The following is a 17,422-nucleotide window of genomic DNA, read 5'->3' as shown; positions in this document are numbered from 1 at the left end:
AAGATGAACGACTTCATATTGTAAAAGATGCACTAGCTTTATTTAAGTGCCGTGAGGCAGATAAAGAATGGATAGTTAATAAAAAAAATAAAAATTATTTAAAGATAAAAGCTTGGGATGAAGATAATTTTGAAATGGCTGATTCAGAAATAAAAGTAAGGTTTATAAAGTTTATAGAAGAAATATATAATGGAGATAAAATGGAAATTAAAGAGTCATGGATTATAACGACGGATAAATTAACGTCGGTAGAAACTTTATGGGAAATAATGCATAAAAGGTGGGACATTGAAAATAATGCTTTTCATCAGTTAAAAACAGAATGGCATTTGAATCATTGTTTTCTTCATAGCCCTACGGGCATAGAAACAGTATTAATGTTTATAATAATAGCATTTAATCTAATGCAATTATATTTTTTTAGGTGTATAAGAAATTTTAGAAAGAAATATATGCTCCAAATAGATGTTATTGAAGATATAAGAGATGAAAGATTTATTATAGAAAATGGTTGGCATAACCCACTATTTGTAAAAACTTAATCAAATATAAAACTGGAAATTGATTTTAAAGATTTCTTGGGGTAGGGGATAGTGTAATTATTTTTGCGACCTAACGGTCTGCGGGCTTACCAGCCCTTTAAGTAAGTGTAAAAAGATACAATTCCAGTAAAAATAAAATTTTTACTGGAATTTAGGTGCTAAATCTCTGTAGATAGGTATAAATAGTTGTTATAAATTTATAAGTATAATATAATAAAGTTATGCTTAAAAATATAGTTTACTAATTTATACATTTTGTAAAGAGTGGAGGAAGAAAAATGGGTAGAATGTTTGGAACAGATGGTGTAAGAGGGATTGCTAATAGCGAACTTACAGCAGAACTAGCATACAAATTAGGCAGAGCTGGAGCGTATGTTTTAACTGAGGGAGCTCACAAGCCTAAGATATTAGTAGGAATGGATACTAGAATATCTGGTGACATGCTAGAAGCTGCTTTAGTAGCTGGAATACTATCTGTAGGAGCGGAGGCAATATGTGTGGGTATCGTGCCAACACCAGCTATAGCTTATTTAACAAGACAATATAAAGCAGATGCGGGGGTAATGATATCAGCATCACATAACCCAGTAGAATACAACGGAATAAAATTCTTCAATAGAAATGGATATAAACTTAAGGATGAATTAGAAGACAGAATTCAAGCTATTATAGAAAATAATATGGAGGGAGTACCACTTCCTACTGGAGAAAATTTAGGAAGAAAAATAGTAGAGGAATCTGCTTTAGAAGATTATATAGAATTTGCAAAAGCTACTATAGATGGAGATTTAAAAGGAATGAAGATAGCATTGGATTGTGCTAATGGAGCATCTTTCCAAACAGCTGTAGAAACTTTTAGAGAATTAGGTGCAGAAGTTGTGGTTATAAACAACGATCCAGATGGAGTTAATATAAATAAAAACTGTGGCTCAACTCATCCAGAAGAACTTATGGATTATGTAGTTAGAAAGGGTTGTGACTTAGGACTTGCTTTCGATGGTGATGCGGACAGATGTCTTGCAGTGGATGAAAAAGGAAATCTTATAAATGGAGATTTCATAATGGCTATCTGTGGAAAGTATCTAAAAGAGCAAAGAAAATTAGACAACGATGTAGTGGTAGTAACAGTAATGAGTAATCTAGGATTGGATATAGCATTAAAAGAAGCTAATATATCTACAGTTAAAACTAAAGTTGGAGATAGATATGTGTTAGAAGAAATGCTTAAAGAAGGCTATAAACTAGGTGGAGAGCAATCAGGACATATTATATTTTTAGATTACAATACTACAGGAGATGGTCTTGTAACAGGACTTCAAATTTCAAAAATAGTTAAAGAAAGTGGAAAATCTCTTTCAGAATTAGCTTCAGCTATGACAGAACTTCCACAGGTATTAGTTAATGCTACAGTGCCAAATAACAAAAAGAATATATATAATGAAGACCAGGATATAATAGATGAAATAAAGGCTATAGAAGAAAAATTACATGGATGTGGCAGAGTACTTATAAGACCTTCTGGAACAGAACCACTTGTAAGAGTTATGCTTGAGGGTAAGAATCAAAAGGAATTAGATGAACTTGCACATAATCTTGCTAAGTTAATAGAAGAAAAAGCAAATAATTAATATATAAATTTCAACCAAGAAGTACCATTTAACTATGGGTAAGTGGAAAAAGAGTGTAATAGCAGGATACTTAAAAGCAGATGTTTAAGTATCCTGTTTTTTGCATATAAAAGCGTATGTATAAAGTAGTTCATGTATAGTAAAAATATAGATGAAGATTGAAGGTTTTATTGATTTTTCAGCATTTATACATTGAACATAAATTACTGAGGGTTTTATCTTTAACGCTTACTTCTTACCTCTTACCTTTTACTTACCTGCAGATTTTATATTTTTTACCTGAGAAAGTTGAATTATAGATTATCAATTGCAGATACAAATATAATTACATTATTAGATAGCTATATGTTAAAAATCCGTAAATGTGGTAAAATAGAATTATGTGGTAATTACATATGTAAAATAAAAACTATAGCAAAAACTATAGGACTAAGGAGGATGAATTTACATGAAAGTAAAAAAAGCTATAATTCCCGCAGCGGGACTGGGTACTAGATTTTTGCCTGCCACAAAGGCACAACCTAAGGAAATGCTTCCTATAGTAGATAAGCCTACTATTCAATACATAATAGAAGAAGCGGTGGCTTCTGGTATAGAAGAAATACTAATAATAACTGGACGTAATAAAAGAGCCATAGAGGATCACTTCGATAAATCCGTGGAATTGGAGAACGAATTAGAGAAAAAAGGTAAAGACGAAATGCTAGAGATGGTTAGAGACATAACTAACATGGTGAATATATATTATATAAGACAGAAAGAACCTAAGGGATTAGGCCATGCAATAAACTGTGCTAGAACTTTTGTAGGCAATGAGCCTTTTGCAGTTATGCTTGGAGACGATGTGGTGGATAGCAATAAACCATGTCTAAAACAACTTATAGATTGCTATAACGAGTATAAAACAACTATTTTAGGAGTGCAGGAAGTAGATTATAATGACGTATCAAAATATGGTATAGTAAAAGGAATGCATATAGAAGATAGAGTTTACAAAGTAAAGGATTTAATTGAAAAACCTAAAAAAGAAGAGGCACCATCTAATGTAGCTATATTAGGGAGATATATAATAACTCCTAGAATTTTTGACATATTACAGAATACGACACCAGGTAAAGGCGGCGAAATACAGCTTACCGATGCCCTAAAAACTCTTGTGAAAGAAGAAGCTATGTATGCTTATAATTTTGAGGGAAGAAGATATGACGTAGGAGATAAGCTAGGATTTTTAGAAGCTACAGTGGAGTATGCATTAAAGAGAGATGAATTAAAAGCTGATTTTATGAAATATTTATTGAGCATAAAGGATAATCCTAAATTTAAAGAGATTTATGAAGAAACGATAAATAGTAAGGAAGAGTAAGCTTTATTATTAGGAAAGATGGAGTGATTTAAAATGCATAAAGCACTCCATCTTTTTTAACACATTATGCCATTACGTTGATAATTTTATTCAATATATAATATGCAACCATGGCAGCTAAAATTGCAGATAAGGAGAACACAAATATATTTTCATTAAAATAACCAAGTCCTACAAAAGCACCTATCATAAGTCCAGCACATATGGAAACACACCATTTAAAAACTGTTTCTAATTTTGAGTTACATATTATTTTATTATTGAACTCTAATTTTCTATTAGAAAAACAATATAAAGATAATGCAGAGAATAGAATAATTAAAATCCAACATATTAATAGTTTTAATGATAAATTTGGGTATGAGAGGATTTGGTATACATCACATGCATTTTTAGCATTGGTGTTATACCATTGGGAATTAGGAAAATTGTAGCTGTATATATATAAATAATTTCCTATATCATTAAGTTTAACAAGTAGTTTACTGTCATAAGCAAGGTTAAAAGAAATTGTAAGTATATCAGATATTATTAATATTAAAAATCTAGGTACTAAGAGAGTTAGTGCACATGTAATACTAGAAAATATAACATTTCCCATAATAGTTTGAAAGAATAAGAATATAGTAAAAAGTAGTATATACACAGTAGAATCCATAAGAAGCCATTTTAATATATCGGAAAATGGGTTTAAAGAAGTATCTATCCATTTTAAATTAGCTAGATAAAACAAAGATATCAACAAGGCATTTATAAGAAAACTTCCAATTATAATAACAATACCTAAGAACCATTTATTTTTAATAATATCTTTTTTAGTAAAAGGCATTGAAAAAATTAAACCATAGGATTGAGTGCTTTTTTCATTTAAAAATAAAGCTAAACTCAATAGGCATACAAGAGCTGTCATAGCTGCAAAGTATAAAGAACCATACAATAATGAGTTATTAAACCATCTTACGGCAAGCATTTGGCCATGCTGTGTTAAATATGATTTCTGTAAGTTTAATGCAGACATAAGTTTGAAAAGTTTAGTGTATAATATGCAAAATAACATGAGCATAGCCACCCATTTGGTAGTTTTCCAATCCTTATATAACAGTGATTTATTTAGCTTGAATTTCATTTTTATCACCATCCTCCACTGAACATATGAATATTTCTTCTAAGTCTAAATCTAAAAATTCCATAAATTCTACACCTAGGTTTTCTAAATCATCTTGGAACTTTTGAGAAAAATCATTAGTTACCAAATAATAAACTCTACCTATATTTTTAAAATTCAAAATACTATTCCAATTTTTTATAGAATTAATAGCTTTTTCACTATCTTTGAATATTATTTGAATCTTTCTTGTTTTTTCTTTAATGTTATCTAGGGATGAAGATACTATAATTTCACCATTTTTTATTAGAGCAATGCTGTCACAAATCCTTTCTATATCAGCTAGATTGTGAGAAGATATAAATACTGTAGTTTCATTTTCAGCCACTTCATCCATAAGTATATTCATAAAATTTTTTTTAGCCACTGGATCTAAGCCGGTGGTAGGCTCATCTAAAATTACAACCTTAGGATTAATACTTAAACTAAGCATTAAAGAAACTTTAGTTTTCATTCCCTTAGAAAGTTCTCTTATCCTTTTTTCTATAGGTATTTTGAATATATTATTTAGCTTGTTAAACTTTTCTATAGAAAATTTGGTATAAGTCATATTGTAAAAGTCCAAGAGTTCTTTTACTTTAAAATAAGATAAAAGGGAATTTTCATCGGAAACATATCCAATACAACTTTTAACTTCTACATTTTCAAAAACATCCTTATTATCTATAAGGACAGCACCACTGTCAACCTGATAGATACCCGTTAAGCATTTAATCAAAGTGGTTTTACCAGCACCGTTTTCCCCAATAAGACCAAATATACTTCCTTTTGGAACCTTCAAATTTATATTTTTTAATATTTTATTTTCTCCTATGTTTTTATAAAGATTAGTTATTTCTATCACGAGTACACCCCCTAAAATTCATTATATATATCATTTAAAAGATTTGATAAATAGTTTTTGTCTAAACCCATGTAATGAGCTTCTATCACTATCTTTTTCATAAGTTCCTTTAATTCTTCTAATTTATCATCTGTGGGTGAAGGAGTGTAGTTTTCTGCTACGAAAGTTCCTTTTCCCCGTATAACTTCTATGGTTTTACTCCTTTCCAATTCTTTATACGCCTTAGCCACTGTATTTGGATTGGCAGTAATCATGGTAGAAAGCTCTCGTACGGAAGGCAACTTGTCTCCAGGCTTTAATATGCCTTTTAAAATACACTCTTTTATTTCATTGATTATTTGCTCATATATGGGTGTACTACTTTTGCTATTGATTTCAATCAAAATCTCACCTCCTAAATACGAATGTGTATTATGTGTACTATATTATATAGTACACATATAATTTATCATTTATTACCTATTAAGTCAATAAGTTTTAGGAAATTTACTAAACAAATTCCATTATTTGAATATATAATGGAAAATGGTTATAATAAATATATCTCAATTAAATAACGATTTCATGTAGTAAATAGAAAGGAAGATTATTTTGTTAGAAGATATAACTTTGCTTATAAAAAGAATAATAGATGATGATGTATTTGCATTGGGGGCACAATTGGCATATGGATTCATATTATCTTTTTTTCCATTTTTAATATTTTTATTAACTATAGTGGGATATAGCTCTGTGAATAGTGCGGATATATTATCCAGTATACAACTTATATTACCTACAAATGCCTTTGAACTAATAAAATCTACAGTTATAGAAGTAGTAGATTATAGGCAAGGGAATTTGTTATCTTTTGGTTTAATAGGTACTATATGGGCAGCATCTACAGGATTTAGAGCGGTAATAAGAGGATTAAACAGAGCCTATGACGAAGAAGAAAAAAGGCCTTACTGGAGAGTATTTGGTATATCAGTTTTATGTATTTTTGGACTAATTTTAATTATTATGAGTGCATTTTTATTGATAATATTTGGAGATATATTAGGAGGCTACATATATAGATGGTTTAATCTTACAAATAACTTTTTTTATTTTTGGAATTCTCTTAGATATGTAATAATGGTTGTATTTATGATATTTGCTTTTGCAGCGATGTATCACTTTATACCAAGTAAAAGAATGGGATGGAAGGAAGTAATGCCAGGAGCTACTTTTACTGCTTTAGGATGGTTAATATCCTCCTTGTTATTTTCTTATTATGTGAACAATTTTAATAATTATTCTAGAGTATATGGAAGTATAGGAGCAGTTATAGTGATAATTTTATGGCTTTATATAACTTCAGTTATAATATTGATTGGCGGAGAACTTAATGCAGTACTCTCTTACAACAACGCCAAGAACTAAGTGACAAGTGACAATGGACAAGTGACAATGGACAATTGACAATTGACAATTAAGTAAGAAGTAAAAGATTAGGTACTGGGTACTAGGTGCTAGAAAAGGAGGATTTTCCTCCACTGCGTTACGGGAAATCTTTAATTGAATATAAGAAATGGTATAGTAGGAAAAGGTATAACTGATTCATTAAACGAAGTGGTTATACCTTTTCTTTTAAGCCCTTTCAAACTATACCATTTATTTAATTAAAGATTTTCCGTAACGAAGTGGAGGAAAATCATCCTTTAGTAGGCTACCCTCTCCCCGTGACTATATACGCATGAACTGAAAAATGTGATTTTAAGGGAACAATAAATATATTTTTTTAGACTATTGAGCTAGCTTTAGAAATTCTTTGTTTTCAAATTTGAATACCCGTTAAGAAGCTTTCATTGCCTGAACGAGGAACGAGTGAGTTTGAAAGCTTTAGGGTATTCAAATTTGAAAACATTAGAATTTTTTAGCGTACTGCGAACAGGCTAAAAAAATATATTTATTGTGGACTTAAAATCACATTTTTCCTATGCTATTACTTCACAATTTTCCTATTTAGCATATAGTTCTACTATTTTAAGAACTACGTCTACTGCTTTTTCCATAGCGAAAGTTGGAATATACTCGAATTTGCCGTGGAAATTGTGGCCGCCTGTAAATAGGTTTGGAGTTGGAAGACCTTCGAAAGAAAGTCTAGCACCGTCAGTACCACCTCTAATAGGAACTACTGCTGGCTCTATGCCTACTTCCTTCATAGCTTTATAAGCAGTATCTACTATATGTTTAACTGGTTCTATTTTTTCTTTCATATTGTAGTATTGATCTTTAATTTCTAGGTGTATTACATTGCCATATTTTTTATTTAGTTCTTCAACTAGCTTTTCCATATTGATTTTTCTTTGTTCAAATATTTCTCTATTATGATCTCTTATTATAAAAGAAAGTTTAGTTTCTTCTACATCACCTTGGAAGGAGCATAAATGATAGAAACCTTCATAATGTTCAGTGTGTCCTGGAGTTTCAACTGCTGGAAGCATATTTACAAGTTCACAACCTATAAGTGCAGAGTTTATCATTTTATTTTTTGCAGAACCAGGGTGAACATTTCTTCCTGAAATTTTAATTTTTACACCAGCGGCATTGAAGTTTTCATATTCTAATTCTCCAATGGTACCGCCATCTACAGTATAAGCAAAGTCAGCATTGAATTTTTTTACGTCGAAGTGATCAGCACCTCTTCCAACTTCTTCATCTGGTGTAAATCCAACTTTAATAGTTCCATGTTTAATTTCTGGATGAACTGCTAAATGCTCTACAGCAGACATGATTTCAGCAATACCAGCTTTATCATCGGCACCTAAAAGAGTTGTTCCATCAGTAGTTATTAGGGTTTTTCCTACATAATTTTTTAACTCTGGGAACTCAGATGGAGAAAGAACTACATTATTTTCTTTGTTTAATACAATATCTCCACCGTCATAATTTTCTACAAATTGAGCATTGACATTTTCACCAGATATTTCTGGAGAAGTATCCATATGCGCTATAAATCCAATAGTAGGAACGGATTTTTCTAAATTTGATGGCAATGTAGCCATAATGTATCCGTTTTCATCCATGGAAGCGTCTTGTAAACCTATAGCTTTTAATTCTTCTACTAAATCTTTACCAAGTATTAATTGTTTACTAGTACTTGGCACAGTATTAGAATCTTCATCTGATTTTGTGTCATACTTTATGTATTTTAAAAATCTTTCAACAACTTTTGACATAAATTCATCTCCTTATGCATAATTTTTACAATATAAAGTTATTATACTATTTTTCTACTTCTAATTCAATTATATAAAATATAAAAAATGAAAGCAATCTTGCCTAAATACAACAAGATTGCAATAAAAACGTGAATATTAGAAATTATTTATTATATCATTTATTTCTTTCTCTTCTTTAATATAGTTAATTATATTTATAGATTTTGAAGAATCACCTATTAATATACAACCAACAATTTTTTCATCCTTAAAGAAGAGTTTTTTATAAATTTTCTTAAGAGTATTGTTTAGTATAACTGTAGTAGTAGATTCATCTTCAGTTATATTTCCACAGGAGAATATCGTAGTATTTAAAGCTTGCAACATAGTGGATGCAACAAAGTTTTTAAATACTAAATTATCGCCTAAACAATTGGCTCCAGCAGTAGTTCCCATTTGATCTGCAGCTGTCCAAGTTCCAAAAACTAAGCCATTTAGTTCCGCTATGTCTCCACAAGCATAAACATCTTTTGTATTTGTTTCCATTTTATCGTTTACTACCACGCCTCTGTTCATTTCTAGAGTTGTGTCTTTAAATAAATTTATATTAGGAGTAATGCCAACGGAGAATAAAACTAAGTCTGTGTTTAAAACTTCACCACTAGATAATTTAAGTCCAGTAACCTTAGTATCACCTAACACTTCTTCAGCATTTGCATTTTTTAATACTTTTATTCCAGTGTTTTCAACTATATTTTCAAATAACTTAGAACCTGTATCATCTAGTTGTCTTTTTAAAAGCCCAGATGACCTTTCTAAAATAGTCACTTTAAGGCCTAGATTTTGAAAACTTTCAGCAGCTTCTAAGCCTAAAAGACCACCACCTATTATAGCTACTTTGGTGCAAGAATTTACTTTAATATAATTTTTAATATCTATTAAGTCGTTTAAATTTCTTAATGTAAAAGCTCCTTCTTTATCATTGCCAGGTATAGGAGGAACAAAACTGCTGCTGCCGTTAGCTAAAATTAGCTTGTCATAGGTTAATTCTTCCCCAGATTCTAAAGTTAAGTAGTGGGATTCAGTGTTTATGGAATTTACTTTAGTATCTAATTTAAGATTTATATCATTATCTTTATACCACTGTTCGTTATATAAATATAATTTATCATTTTCTATAGAACTGCCTATTAAACCTGTAAGTTGAGGTCTATAATAGGTTATATATTTTTCAGCTGATATAATGGTTATTTTACAATTTTTATTACGCTGTCTTATAGCCTTAGCTGCGGAGATTCCAGCTATACCGTTGCCTATTATCAATATATTTTCCTTTGAATTAGATGTAAATGTTATTTCTTTTTCTTCATCACCATTAGAGGATTTTTTTACTTCCTGAAATAATTCTGGTCCAACACCGCAGATAGGACAATATTCAGGTGGTTGTACTCCTTCATAGATGTATCCGCAAATTGTACATTCCCATATTTTTATATTATTATCCTCATGTATATTAGAATTATCATTGGAATTAGGAACATTGATATTTTCAGAGGATTGAATCATTTCTTCAAACATATCTGGGCCAACTCCGCAAAGGGGACATATTTCTGGAGGAGTATCACCTTCATGGACATAGCCACATACTTTACATACCCATTTTTTACCCATATTAATAACTCCCTTCTAAAAATATATATTAGAATATAGTACATAAATTATAATATTATTCTTTCATATTTTAGAAAAAAATTCAATGCCAATTTTTAATTATTATTAATTAATATAAGATTTCTATTTGCAAAAGTGGGTAACTTAAATTTTAAAAATAATTATGAAAGTGATATAATGATAATATGCGGTTTTTATATAATAAAATAAATTCTTAAATTAGGGGGAAATAACATGAATGTGGAGATTTTTAAGGATTTCAGAAAAAAGGTAAATGATAATGTAAGTAAAGTTATAGTGGGGAAAGAAGAAAAGATAGATAAAATAATAGTAGCTTTCATATGTGGAGGGCATGTACTTTTGGAAGATGTACCGGGGGTAGGAAAAACTAAATTGGTAAAAGCTATGTCTAAATCTATGAATTGTTCTTTTAAAAGAATACAGTTTACGCCAGATTTGCTTCCTTCAGATTTGACAGGTATTTATTATTATAATGCAAAAGAGCAAGAATTTCAGTTTAAACCAGGCCCTATATTAAGTCAATTTGTATTGGGTGATGAAATAAATAGAGCCACACCTAGAACTCAATCAGCATTATTGGAGAGCATGGAAGAAAGACAAGTTACAGTGGAAGGAAATACTATAAAGTTAAATAGGCCTTTCTTTGTAATGGCAACGCAAAATCCTATAGAGCAGTTTGGAACATTTCCTCTTCCAGAAGCTCAATTAGATAGATTTTTTATAAGGTTATCCATGGGTTATCCAGAATATATGGATGAGAAAAAGATGATGGATAGATTTATAGAAAAAGATCCAATAGAAGAATTAGAATCAGTGGTTACTATGGAGGAAATAAATTATGTACAGGATAACTATAGTAAAGTTTATGTAAGTGATGAAATGAGAGAGTATATACTAAATGTAATAATTGCTACAAGAAAGCACAATAAAGTGGAAGTGGGTTGTTCTCCAAGAGCTACTTTAGCACTTATGAAAGGAAGTCAAGCCCATGCAGCGGTAAAGGGAAGAGACTACATGATACCTGAGGATGTAAAGGCCATGGCTGTACCTATTATAACACATAGATTAGTATTAAAAAGTGAAAACAGTGTTATGGATAATAAGGGTGAATACATAGTGGAAGAGATTCTAAATACTGTAAAAACCCCTTTAGAAGAGGTATAGAGGTGGTTTAAATGATATCTTTTTTGGTATTTTTATTTATCATAGCTTTGGTGTATGGCATATCGGATTATACTAAGAAAAAGGGATTTGATAAATTATTAGTGTATAGAGATTTAGATAGAAATAGTGTGGTTGAAGGTGAAAAGGTTAAAGTATCTATAATAGTAGAGAATAAAAAGAAAATGCCCATATTTTTCATGTTAATAAAAGAAGAAATTCCTTATGAAATTATGAATAAAAGTTATGTAAATACAACCCAATATTCTATAGGCGGCTATGAAAAAATTAAGAAAACATATGCCATCCCCATGGAAGTTAGGGGAGTGTATCTTTTAAGGAAAATGGAAGTTATTGTAGGAGACTTGTTTGGATTTTTTACTACTAATAAAGAAATAGAGAACTATATGGAAATAGTAGTTTATCCGAAAATAGTTAATTTAATAGATTTGAAATTTGATAGCACTAGTAATCTAGGGGATGCATTGATAAAAAGATGGATTTATAAAGATCCACTGTATATTAAAGGAATAAGGGAATATAACATTGAAGATAGAATGAAGGATATACATTGGAAATCCAGCCTAAAAATGAACAAGCTAATGGTTAAAGAATATGACTATACCTCTGAAAGAGAATTTATAACTATAGTAAATATTCAGTGTCATGAAATTTATTGGAGATATGTAAATAAAAAAGCTATAGATAGAGCTATAAAAGTTACGGTTTCTATAACAGATAGTGCTTTAAAAGAAGGAGTAAAGGCAGCAGCTTGGACTAATGCAAATATAATTAGTTACTCAAATGAAGTTAGAAGCATCACTACTCCTTGTAACTCATTAAAAGAAGTATTAGAACTATGTGCAAGAATGGATTATATGCCTAAAACTAGTTTTAGTGATTTTTTAAACAAGTATATAAAACATTTTAAGCCCAACAACACTTATGTAATAATAAGTTCCTTTTTTACTGAGGAGGATCAAAATATAATATACTATTTAAGAAATAAAGGAATTAATTTGAAAATTGTGGATGTATCAGACAAGGGGAACTTACCAGACATAAGGGGAGTTGAAAAAATAGTGTATGGAGGGGACGGGAATTAATGAGTTGGTATAGGAGAATAAAATGTTTATTTACAATTCAGATTGTAATATTTTCTTATATAGTTTGGTCTAGCTTGAACTTTATAGTTATTAGAAAACACATAAGTACTATGACTTTTTTTTATCTTTTAATTTCTATGTTTTTAATGGAATATATAAATTACAAGAAGGACAATAAGTGGTTGTCCGTGGGGATTCCAGCGTTAATAGGCTTAGTAGTAAATGCTTTGTTATATAGAAGTTATATATCTTTTACATTAAATTATGCCTATTTAATTTTTATAATTTTCTATGGTTATAATTTGGAAAAAAATTATGTAAATTACTATTCTAGTAGAGAAATGTTTAAAAAATCCCTGATAATATTGGTGTTATTGTGGATGATTACCATGTTATTTAAGGGTAGCAATAATAAAGCTTTTTTCAGATTTTATATAATGTATTTTACTATAGGTATAATATATTTAAGGGAGATAAGGGATTATAGCTATAATGTGATAAATAAAAAATCATTACTTATAGATGGAATAACAGCTACTTTAATTTTTAGCTTATCAATTGAAAAGTTTTATGAAATATTTTTTAAGGGATTAATGTTATTAAAAACTGCCTTTGAATATATAGTGGATATAGTTGTAAAGATTTTAATGGTGGTATTGGATAAACCATATACAGCTATTTTAAAATTTTTAAAATCTCTTTTTAAAGATAAAATCTCAATACCATTAGAGCCACTGAAGAAAAAAGTTATTGATGATAAAACAAAGGAAATGGTATCTTATGCTCATGGTGATATGAGATTTATAAGAATGATCATAAGAATATTAATATTTGTTGCAATATGCATAGTTGTATATAAAATAGCATCTAAATTAATTTATAATTCATCTAAACAAGAGAATGTGAATGTAATAAGTGAAGAAAAAGAAAAAATAGAAATGGAAGAGAAGAAAAAAAGCTTTTTTAATAAGCTTATAAACAGTATTTATTTAGGAAAAGATCCAAAGAAAAAGATAAAACATCTTTACAAAAATATACAGTCAGTATCCAAAGAAAAGGATATATTTACTGAGCACATGACGGCAACTCAATTAGAAAACTCAATATTAATAAGTAGAAATGTTAAAAGAGATGAACTAGAATACATTACGGACAAATATAATGAAACTAAATTTTCATATCATAATATAAGTGAAGAAATGGCAGAAGAATTTAAAAAGAATTATACTAAAATTAAAAAGAAAATATAAATCATAAAATAAATTTTTGAGCATTTCGACAAAGATTTAACAAATCAAAAAGAAATTAATGGAATATTCTGAAAAATAAAAGAGTTAATCACTATATCTGTAAGAAAAAACTTTGTTTTGTGTCAATTTAGAACGATAAAAACTTTTTTGTAACTATTATAAAGTGACATATTTTTTCCCCAAGCAGTGATATTATATTAATAAATAAAATATGGGGGGAAAGTTAAATGATTGTAGTAGAAAATTCTATTAGACGACTACAAGATGGGGACTTAACTCGAATTTATTCTTACAGATTATTAAAAAATGAAATTTCTCTTTATTTTAAAGGGAACAACGGAGCAGTACAAGCTTATGGCATAGAAGTGGAAAGACAGGATATGTTAGATGGAAAAGTAATTAATATACAAAGGGATTGTGTAAGTTCTATAAGTCCATATAGACATAAGGTACATAATCTTATGAAAATCCTATACGAAAATACAGTTTCACCTATCCACCTTATAGATATGGTAGGTGAGGAAGTGGATTATAGTATAGAGGATTTTGAATGTGAACTAAAGAATATATTAACCAATTAATTTTTTAATGAAGGAAATTATATTCCTTCATTTTTATTTAAATATTTTATAACTCAACTTTTGCATATAAATTTTAAGTGCTACACTATACAAGGCAATAAGTAAGAGAGAAGGTACTAGGTACTAGGTGCTAGGTGCTAGGTAATAAGTAAGGGATAATAGGTAAAAAGTAAGAGATATTGAAAAAATTCAGCAAAGCTGAATTTTCACCACAACTATTACTTGCAAATTAATTATAAAAAATTCCTAGAGTTTTATCCTTAACTCTTACTTCTTACCTTTTACCTATTACTTATCTACAAATTTTATATTTTTTATTTTATAATTGCGAAAGTTGAATAAGAAACTTTATTAATGCTGTATATGAGGTGAGAATAATGATAGCAGGAGTAGGAACAGATATAGTTGAGATATCTAGGATAGAACGTATACTTAATAATAATTCCTTGTTTTTATATAAGATATTTAATGAAGAAGAAATAGTATATTTAAAGAACAGGAATTTAAGATACGAATACGTAGCAGGAAGATTTGCAGCAAAAGAAGCGGTGGCAAAAGCCTTAGGCACAGGATTTACGGGTTTTTCTTTTAAAGATATAATAATTAAAAGTGATGATTTAGGAAAACCTATGGTGGAACTGAAAAATCCAGCTAAGCAAATAGCAGAGCAACATGGCAAATATAAAATGCATTTAAGTATATCCCACAGTAGGGAGAATGCTATAGCCTATGCAGTTTGGGAGGTGAATAACTTTGAGGATAGGTACAGCCAAAGTAAGTAGGGAAATAGATAAAGTGTGCATTGAAAAGCTTAAAATACCAGGTATAGTTTTAATGGAAAATGCAGCACTAAAAGTTATAAACAACATAAAAATGTCAGAAATAAATTCTTTTGTAATAGTATGCGGCAAAGGAAATAATGGCGGAGATGGTTTTGCCATTGCTAGGCATCTCCATATTAAAGATAAGAAAGTTCAAGTATTTTTCATAGGAAATCCTGAAGCATTAAGTGGTGATTGCAAAACAAACTACATTATAGCATCTAATCTAGGTATTAAAATATGTAAATTAAATAATATAGAGGATTTAGATTATTTTAGAAGCTGTATAAGTGCAAGTGAAATGGTTATAGATTGTATATTTGGCACAGGACTTACGAGAAAAGTTGAAGGCATATACGAACAGGTTATAGGAATAATAAATGAAAATAGCCGCAATACTCTTTCTGTAGATGTACCTTCAGGAATTAATTCTGATGATGGAGAGGTAATGGGAATATGTATAAATGCACATAACACCGTATCTTTTCAACTTTATAAAAGAGGGTTTTTAAAATATTCATCTAATAAATTTATAGGAAAGGTAGTTGTGGAGGACATAGGAATTCCTAAAGAAGTTATTGAAGAAATATGTCCTAAGGAGTTTGTATTACATGAAGACTTTATTAAAAAAGCCATAAAACCTAGAGATAAACATTCTAATAAAGGGGATTTTGGCAGAGCGTTAATAATATCCGGTACAGAGGGTTTTACAGGAGCAGCATATATAAGCACTGAAACAGCAGTTAGAAGTGGAGCTGGACTTGTAACAGTACTTTGTCCTAAGGATATTCAAAATATATTGAGTTGTAAACTTACCGAGGCAATGACTATAAATTTTACACAAAAGGAAAAAATAGAAGAAGTTATGTGTAAAGCAAGGGCCATTGCCATAGGACCAGGTATGGGTAATAACTTATGGACTTTTAGCATTTTAGAGCAAGTAATTGAAAAGTCTAAATGCCCAATGGTATTAGATGCAGATGCTATAAATGTGCTTCAAGATCATAAAGATATTATAAAAAAATCCTCTAACACATTAGTACTTACACCACATCCAGGAGAAATGTCTAGACTTACAGGTTTGGATATAGACTATATTAACGAAAATAGGATAAAGGTTGCTAAGGAATTTGCTTTAGAAAACAATGTAATATTGTTATTGAAAGGCTATAATACTGTTATAACAGATGGGAAGACTACATTTATAAATTCTACAGGAAACAGTGCTATGGCTAATGGGGGAATGGGGGATTGTTTAACAGGTCTTATAACTTCATTCATAGCCCAAGGATATGAACCATTAGAAGCAACTTGTATATCTGCATATATTCATGGATATTGTGGAGAAAAATTAAGCAATGAAATGTTTTGTGTAAATGCAAAGCATGTAATGGAGTATATTCCTTATGCAATAAAAGAAATAATAGAGTAAAATTAGAATATTAATTTCTCTAAAACAATATTAATAAAATATAGTATTGTTTGGGGGAGTAATATGAAAAAATTAAATAAAATAGTTACTTTAATGCTATCTATATTTTTCTTTTTATCTTTAACCGCTTGTGGAAATAAGAAACCAAAAAAGGAAAATGAAGTTATAGATATAGTAAAATCTATAGAAAAATATAATTCAGATGTGGAAATAAATATAGTAAATTCTAGGGAGAAAATACAACTTAAAGGGAAGCAAACATATGTAAAAGGGGAAGTAGCTAAATTAGAAATAGATGGTGGAAGACAACTTGTATACAAAGGTGAAAAAATACAAATAGACGATTTAGAAAGTGACAATAAATATTCAGTACATGAAAGTTTTGATAGTATATATAAATTGAGTTTTATGGATGAATATATAAAACTTATTTATAATAATGAAAAAATTAAATACAAGTATAAACAAATAGATGGACAGGAGTATTTAATAGTAGTATTGGATTTGCCTTATAACAATAGAAATTTAAATGAAATTCATTTATATTTAAATTACGAGGAAAAGAAGCCATACAAAGTAGTAATATATAGCGAAAAACATGAAGAAAAGGTAAATATAGTTTATAAGAACTTTAAATCCTTTTAGTATATTT

General features: G+C 29.4%; 16 protein-coding genes. 11 read left to right on the top strand and 5 right to left on the bottom strand.

What is annotated here, in order from left to right:
* The 3 genes from FGK85_RS02730 to galU all read left to right on the top strand — a co-directional run.
* On the top strand, nucleotides 1–542 hold a 542-nt coding region (locus tag FGK85_RS02730), incomplete at its 5' end, for a transposase (RefSeq protein ID WP_243122785.1).
* 278 nt (nucleotides 543–820) lie between these two features.
* Entirely contained in the window at nucleotides 821–2,170 is a 1,350-nt protein-coding gene (glmM, locus tag FGK85_RS02725; RefSeq protein ID WP_138203537.1) for a phosphoglucosamine mutase, read from the top strand.
* A 448-nt stretch (nucleotides 2,171–2,618) separates the two neighbouring features.
* Nucleotides 2,619–3,533: a UTP--glucose-1-phosphate uridylyltransferase GalU gene (gene galU, locus FGK85_RS02720; protein WP_138203535.1), complete on the top strand. Its 915-nt coding sequence runs from the start codon at nucleotides 2,619–2,621 to the stop codon at nucleotides 3,531–3,533.
* Between the two features lie 64 nt (nucleotides 3,534–3,597).
* On the opposite strand, the gene FGK85_RS02715 is transcribed toward galU, so the two are convergent.
* Genes FGK85_RS02715 through FGK85_RS02705 form a run of 3 tightly spaced genes read right to left on the bottom strand, consistent with a single transcriptional unit; the run spans nucleotide 3,598 to nucleotide 5,925 of the window.
* On the bottom strand, nucleotides 3,598–4,659 hold the full coding sequence (locus FGK85_RS02715) for an ABC-2 transporter permease (protein ID WP_138203533.1): 1,062 nt from the start codon (nucleotides 4,657–4,659) through the stop codon (nucleotides 3,598–3,600).
* Nucleotides 4,640–5,542, bottom strand: a complete 903-nt coding sequence (locus FGK85_RS02710) for an ABC transporter ATP-binding protein (protein ID WP_138203531.1) — start codon at nucleotides 5,540–5,542, stop codon at nucleotides 4,640–4,642. The genes FGK85_RS02715 and FGK85_RS02710 overlap by 20 nt, the downstream gene beginning before the upstream one ends.
* Nucleotides 5,543–5,553: 11 nt before the next feature.
* Nucleotides 5,554–5,925, bottom strand: a complete 372-nt coding sequence (locus FGK85_RS02705) for a GntR family transcriptional regulator (protein WP_138203529.1) — start codon at nucleotides 5,923–5,925, stop codon at nucleotides 5,554–5,556.
* 208 nt (nucleotides 5,926–6,133) lie between these two features.
* On the opposite strand from FGK85_RS02705, the gene FGK85_RS02700 reads away from it, so the two are divergent.
* Nucleotides 6,134–6,946, top strand: a complete 813-nt coding sequence (locus tag FGK85_RS02700) for a YihY/virulence factor BrkB family protein (RefSeq protein ID WP_243122784.1) — start codon at nucleotides 6,134–6,136, stop codon at nucleotides 6,944–6,946.
* A gap of 578 nt (nucleotides 6,947–7,524) precedes the next feature.
* Here the strand turns inward: FGK85_RS02700 and pepT are convergent.
* Nucleotides 7,525–8,745 carry a peptidase T gene (pepT, locus tag FGK85_RS02695; protein WP_138203526.1) on the bottom strand — a complete coding sequence of 407 codons (1,221 nt, stop codon included), beginning with the start codon at nucleotides 8,743–8,745 and terminating at the stop codon, nucleotides 7,525–7,527.
* A 138-nt stretch (nucleotides 8,746–8,883) separates the two neighbouring features.
* Nucleotides 8,884–10,398 (bottom strand): FAD-dependent oxidoreductase, encoded by a 1,515-nt coding sequence (locus FGK85_RS02690; protein WP_138203524.1) that lies wholly within the window; start codon nucleotides 10,396–10,398, stop codon nucleotides 8,884–8,886.
* Nucleotides 10,399–10,632: 234 nt separating this feature from the next.
* Here FGK85_RS02690 and FGK85_RS02685 point away from each other — a divergent pair, with 234 nt between their 5' ends.
* From FGK85_RS02685 to FGK85_RS02655, 7 genes are all read left to right on the top strand, one after another.
* Nucleotides 10,633–11,583, top strand: a complete 951-nt coding sequence (locus FGK85_RS02685) for an AAA family ATPase (protein ID WP_138203522.1) — start codon at nucleotides 10,633–10,635, stop codon at nucleotides 11,581–11,583.
* A gap of 11 nt (nucleotides 11,584–11,594) precedes the next feature.
* Nucleotides 11,595–12,686, top strand: coding sequence for a DUF58 domain-containing protein (locus tag FGK85_RS02680; RefSeq protein ID WP_138203520.1), 1,092 nt, complete (start codon nucleotides 11,595–11,597; stop codon nucleotides 12,684–12,686).
* A complete protein-coding gene (locus FGK85_RS02675) occupies nucleotides 12,686–13,936 on the top strand; it encodes a hypothetical protein (protein ID WP_138203518.1) in 1,251 nt (416 codons plus the stop codon). Before FGK85_RS02680 ends, FGK85_RS02675 begins: the two co-directional genes overlap by 1 nt.
* Nucleotides 13,937–14,163: 227 nt before the next feature.
* Complete coding sequence (locus FGK85_RS02670) at nucleotides 14,164–14,517, top strand: DUF6514 family protein (protein WP_243122783.1); 354 nt, start codon at nucleotides 14,164–14,166, stop codon at nucleotides 14,515–14,517.
* 377 nt (nucleotides 14,518–14,894) lie between these two features.
* Nucleotides 14,895–15,299 (top strand): holo-ACP synthase, encoded by a 405-nt coding sequence (acpS, locus tag FGK85_RS02665; RefSeq protein WP_138203516.1) that lies wholly within the window; start codon nucleotides 14,895–14,897, stop codon nucleotides 15,297–15,299.
* A complete protein-coding gene (locus tag FGK85_RS02660) occupies nucleotides 15,271–16,770 on the top strand; it encodes an NAD(P)H-hydrate dehydratase (protein ID WP_138203514.1) in 1,500 nt (499 codons plus the stop codon). Before acpS ends, FGK85_RS02660 begins: the two co-directional genes overlap by 29 nt.
* Before the next feature lie 63 nt (nucleotides 16,771–16,833).
* The gene (locus FGK85_RS02655) at nucleotides 16,834–17,415 is read left to right on the top strand and encodes a germination lipoprotein GerS-related protein (RefSeq protein ID WP_138203512.1); all 582 of its coding nucleotides are present in this window, start codon (nucleotides 16,834–16,836) and stop codon (nucleotides 17,413–17,415) included.
* The last annotated feature ends 7 nt before the right edge of the window (nucleotides 17,416–17,422 follow it).

Source organism: Haloimpatiens lingqiaonensis (assembly GCF_901447495.1).
In the GTDB taxonomy this organism is placed as follows: Bacteria; Bacillota; Clostridia; order Clostridiales; family Clostridiaceae; genus Haloimpatiens; species Haloimpatiens lingqiaonensis.
The sequence above is the reverse complement of the archived record's forward strand: the minus strand, read 5'-3'. Positions and strand labels throughout refer to the sequence as shown.

Coding starts and splice junctions, on each gene's coding strand:
- glmM (WP_138203537.1), top strand. CDS start 821: ATGGGTAGAATGTTTGGAACAGATGGTGTAAGAGGGATTGCTAATAGC.
- FGK85_RS02685 (WP_138203522.1), top strand. CDS start 10,633: ATGAATGTGGAGATTTTTAAGGATTTCAGAAAAAAGGTAAATGATAAT.
- FGK85_RS02680 (WP_138203520.1), top strand. CDS start 11,595: ATGATATCTTTTTTGGTATTTTTATTTATCATAGCTTTGGTGTATGGC.
- FGK85_RS02715 (WP_138203533.1), bottom strand. CDS start 4,659: ATGAAATTCAAGCTAAATAAATCACTGTTATATAAGGATTGGAAAACT.
- galU (WP_138203535.1), top strand. CDS start 2,619: ATGAAAGTAAAAAAAGCTATAATTCCCGCAGCGGGACTGGGTACTAGA.
- FGK85_RS02655 (WP_138203512.1), top strand. CDS start 16,834: ATGAAAAAATTAAATAAAATAGTTACTTTAATGCTATCTATATTTTTC.
- FGK85_RS02690 (WP_138203524.1), bottom strand. CDS start 10,398: ATGGGTAAAAAATGGGTATGTAAAGTATGTGGCTATGTCCATGAAGGT.
- FGK85_RS02670 (WP_243122783.1), top strand. CDS start 14,164: ATGATTGTAGTAGAAAATTCTATTAGACGACTACAAGATGGGGACTTA.
- FGK85_RS02675 (WP_138203518.1), top strand. CDS start 12,686: ATGAGTTGGTATAGGAGAATAAAATGTTTATTTACAATTCAGATTGTA.
- pepT (WP_138203526.1), bottom strand. CDS start 8,745: ATGTCAAAAGTTGTTGAAAGATTTTTAAAATACATAAAGTATGACACA.
- acpS (WP_138203516.1), top strand. CDS start 14,895: ATGATAGCAGGAGTAGGAACAGATATAGTTGAGATATCTAGGATAGAA.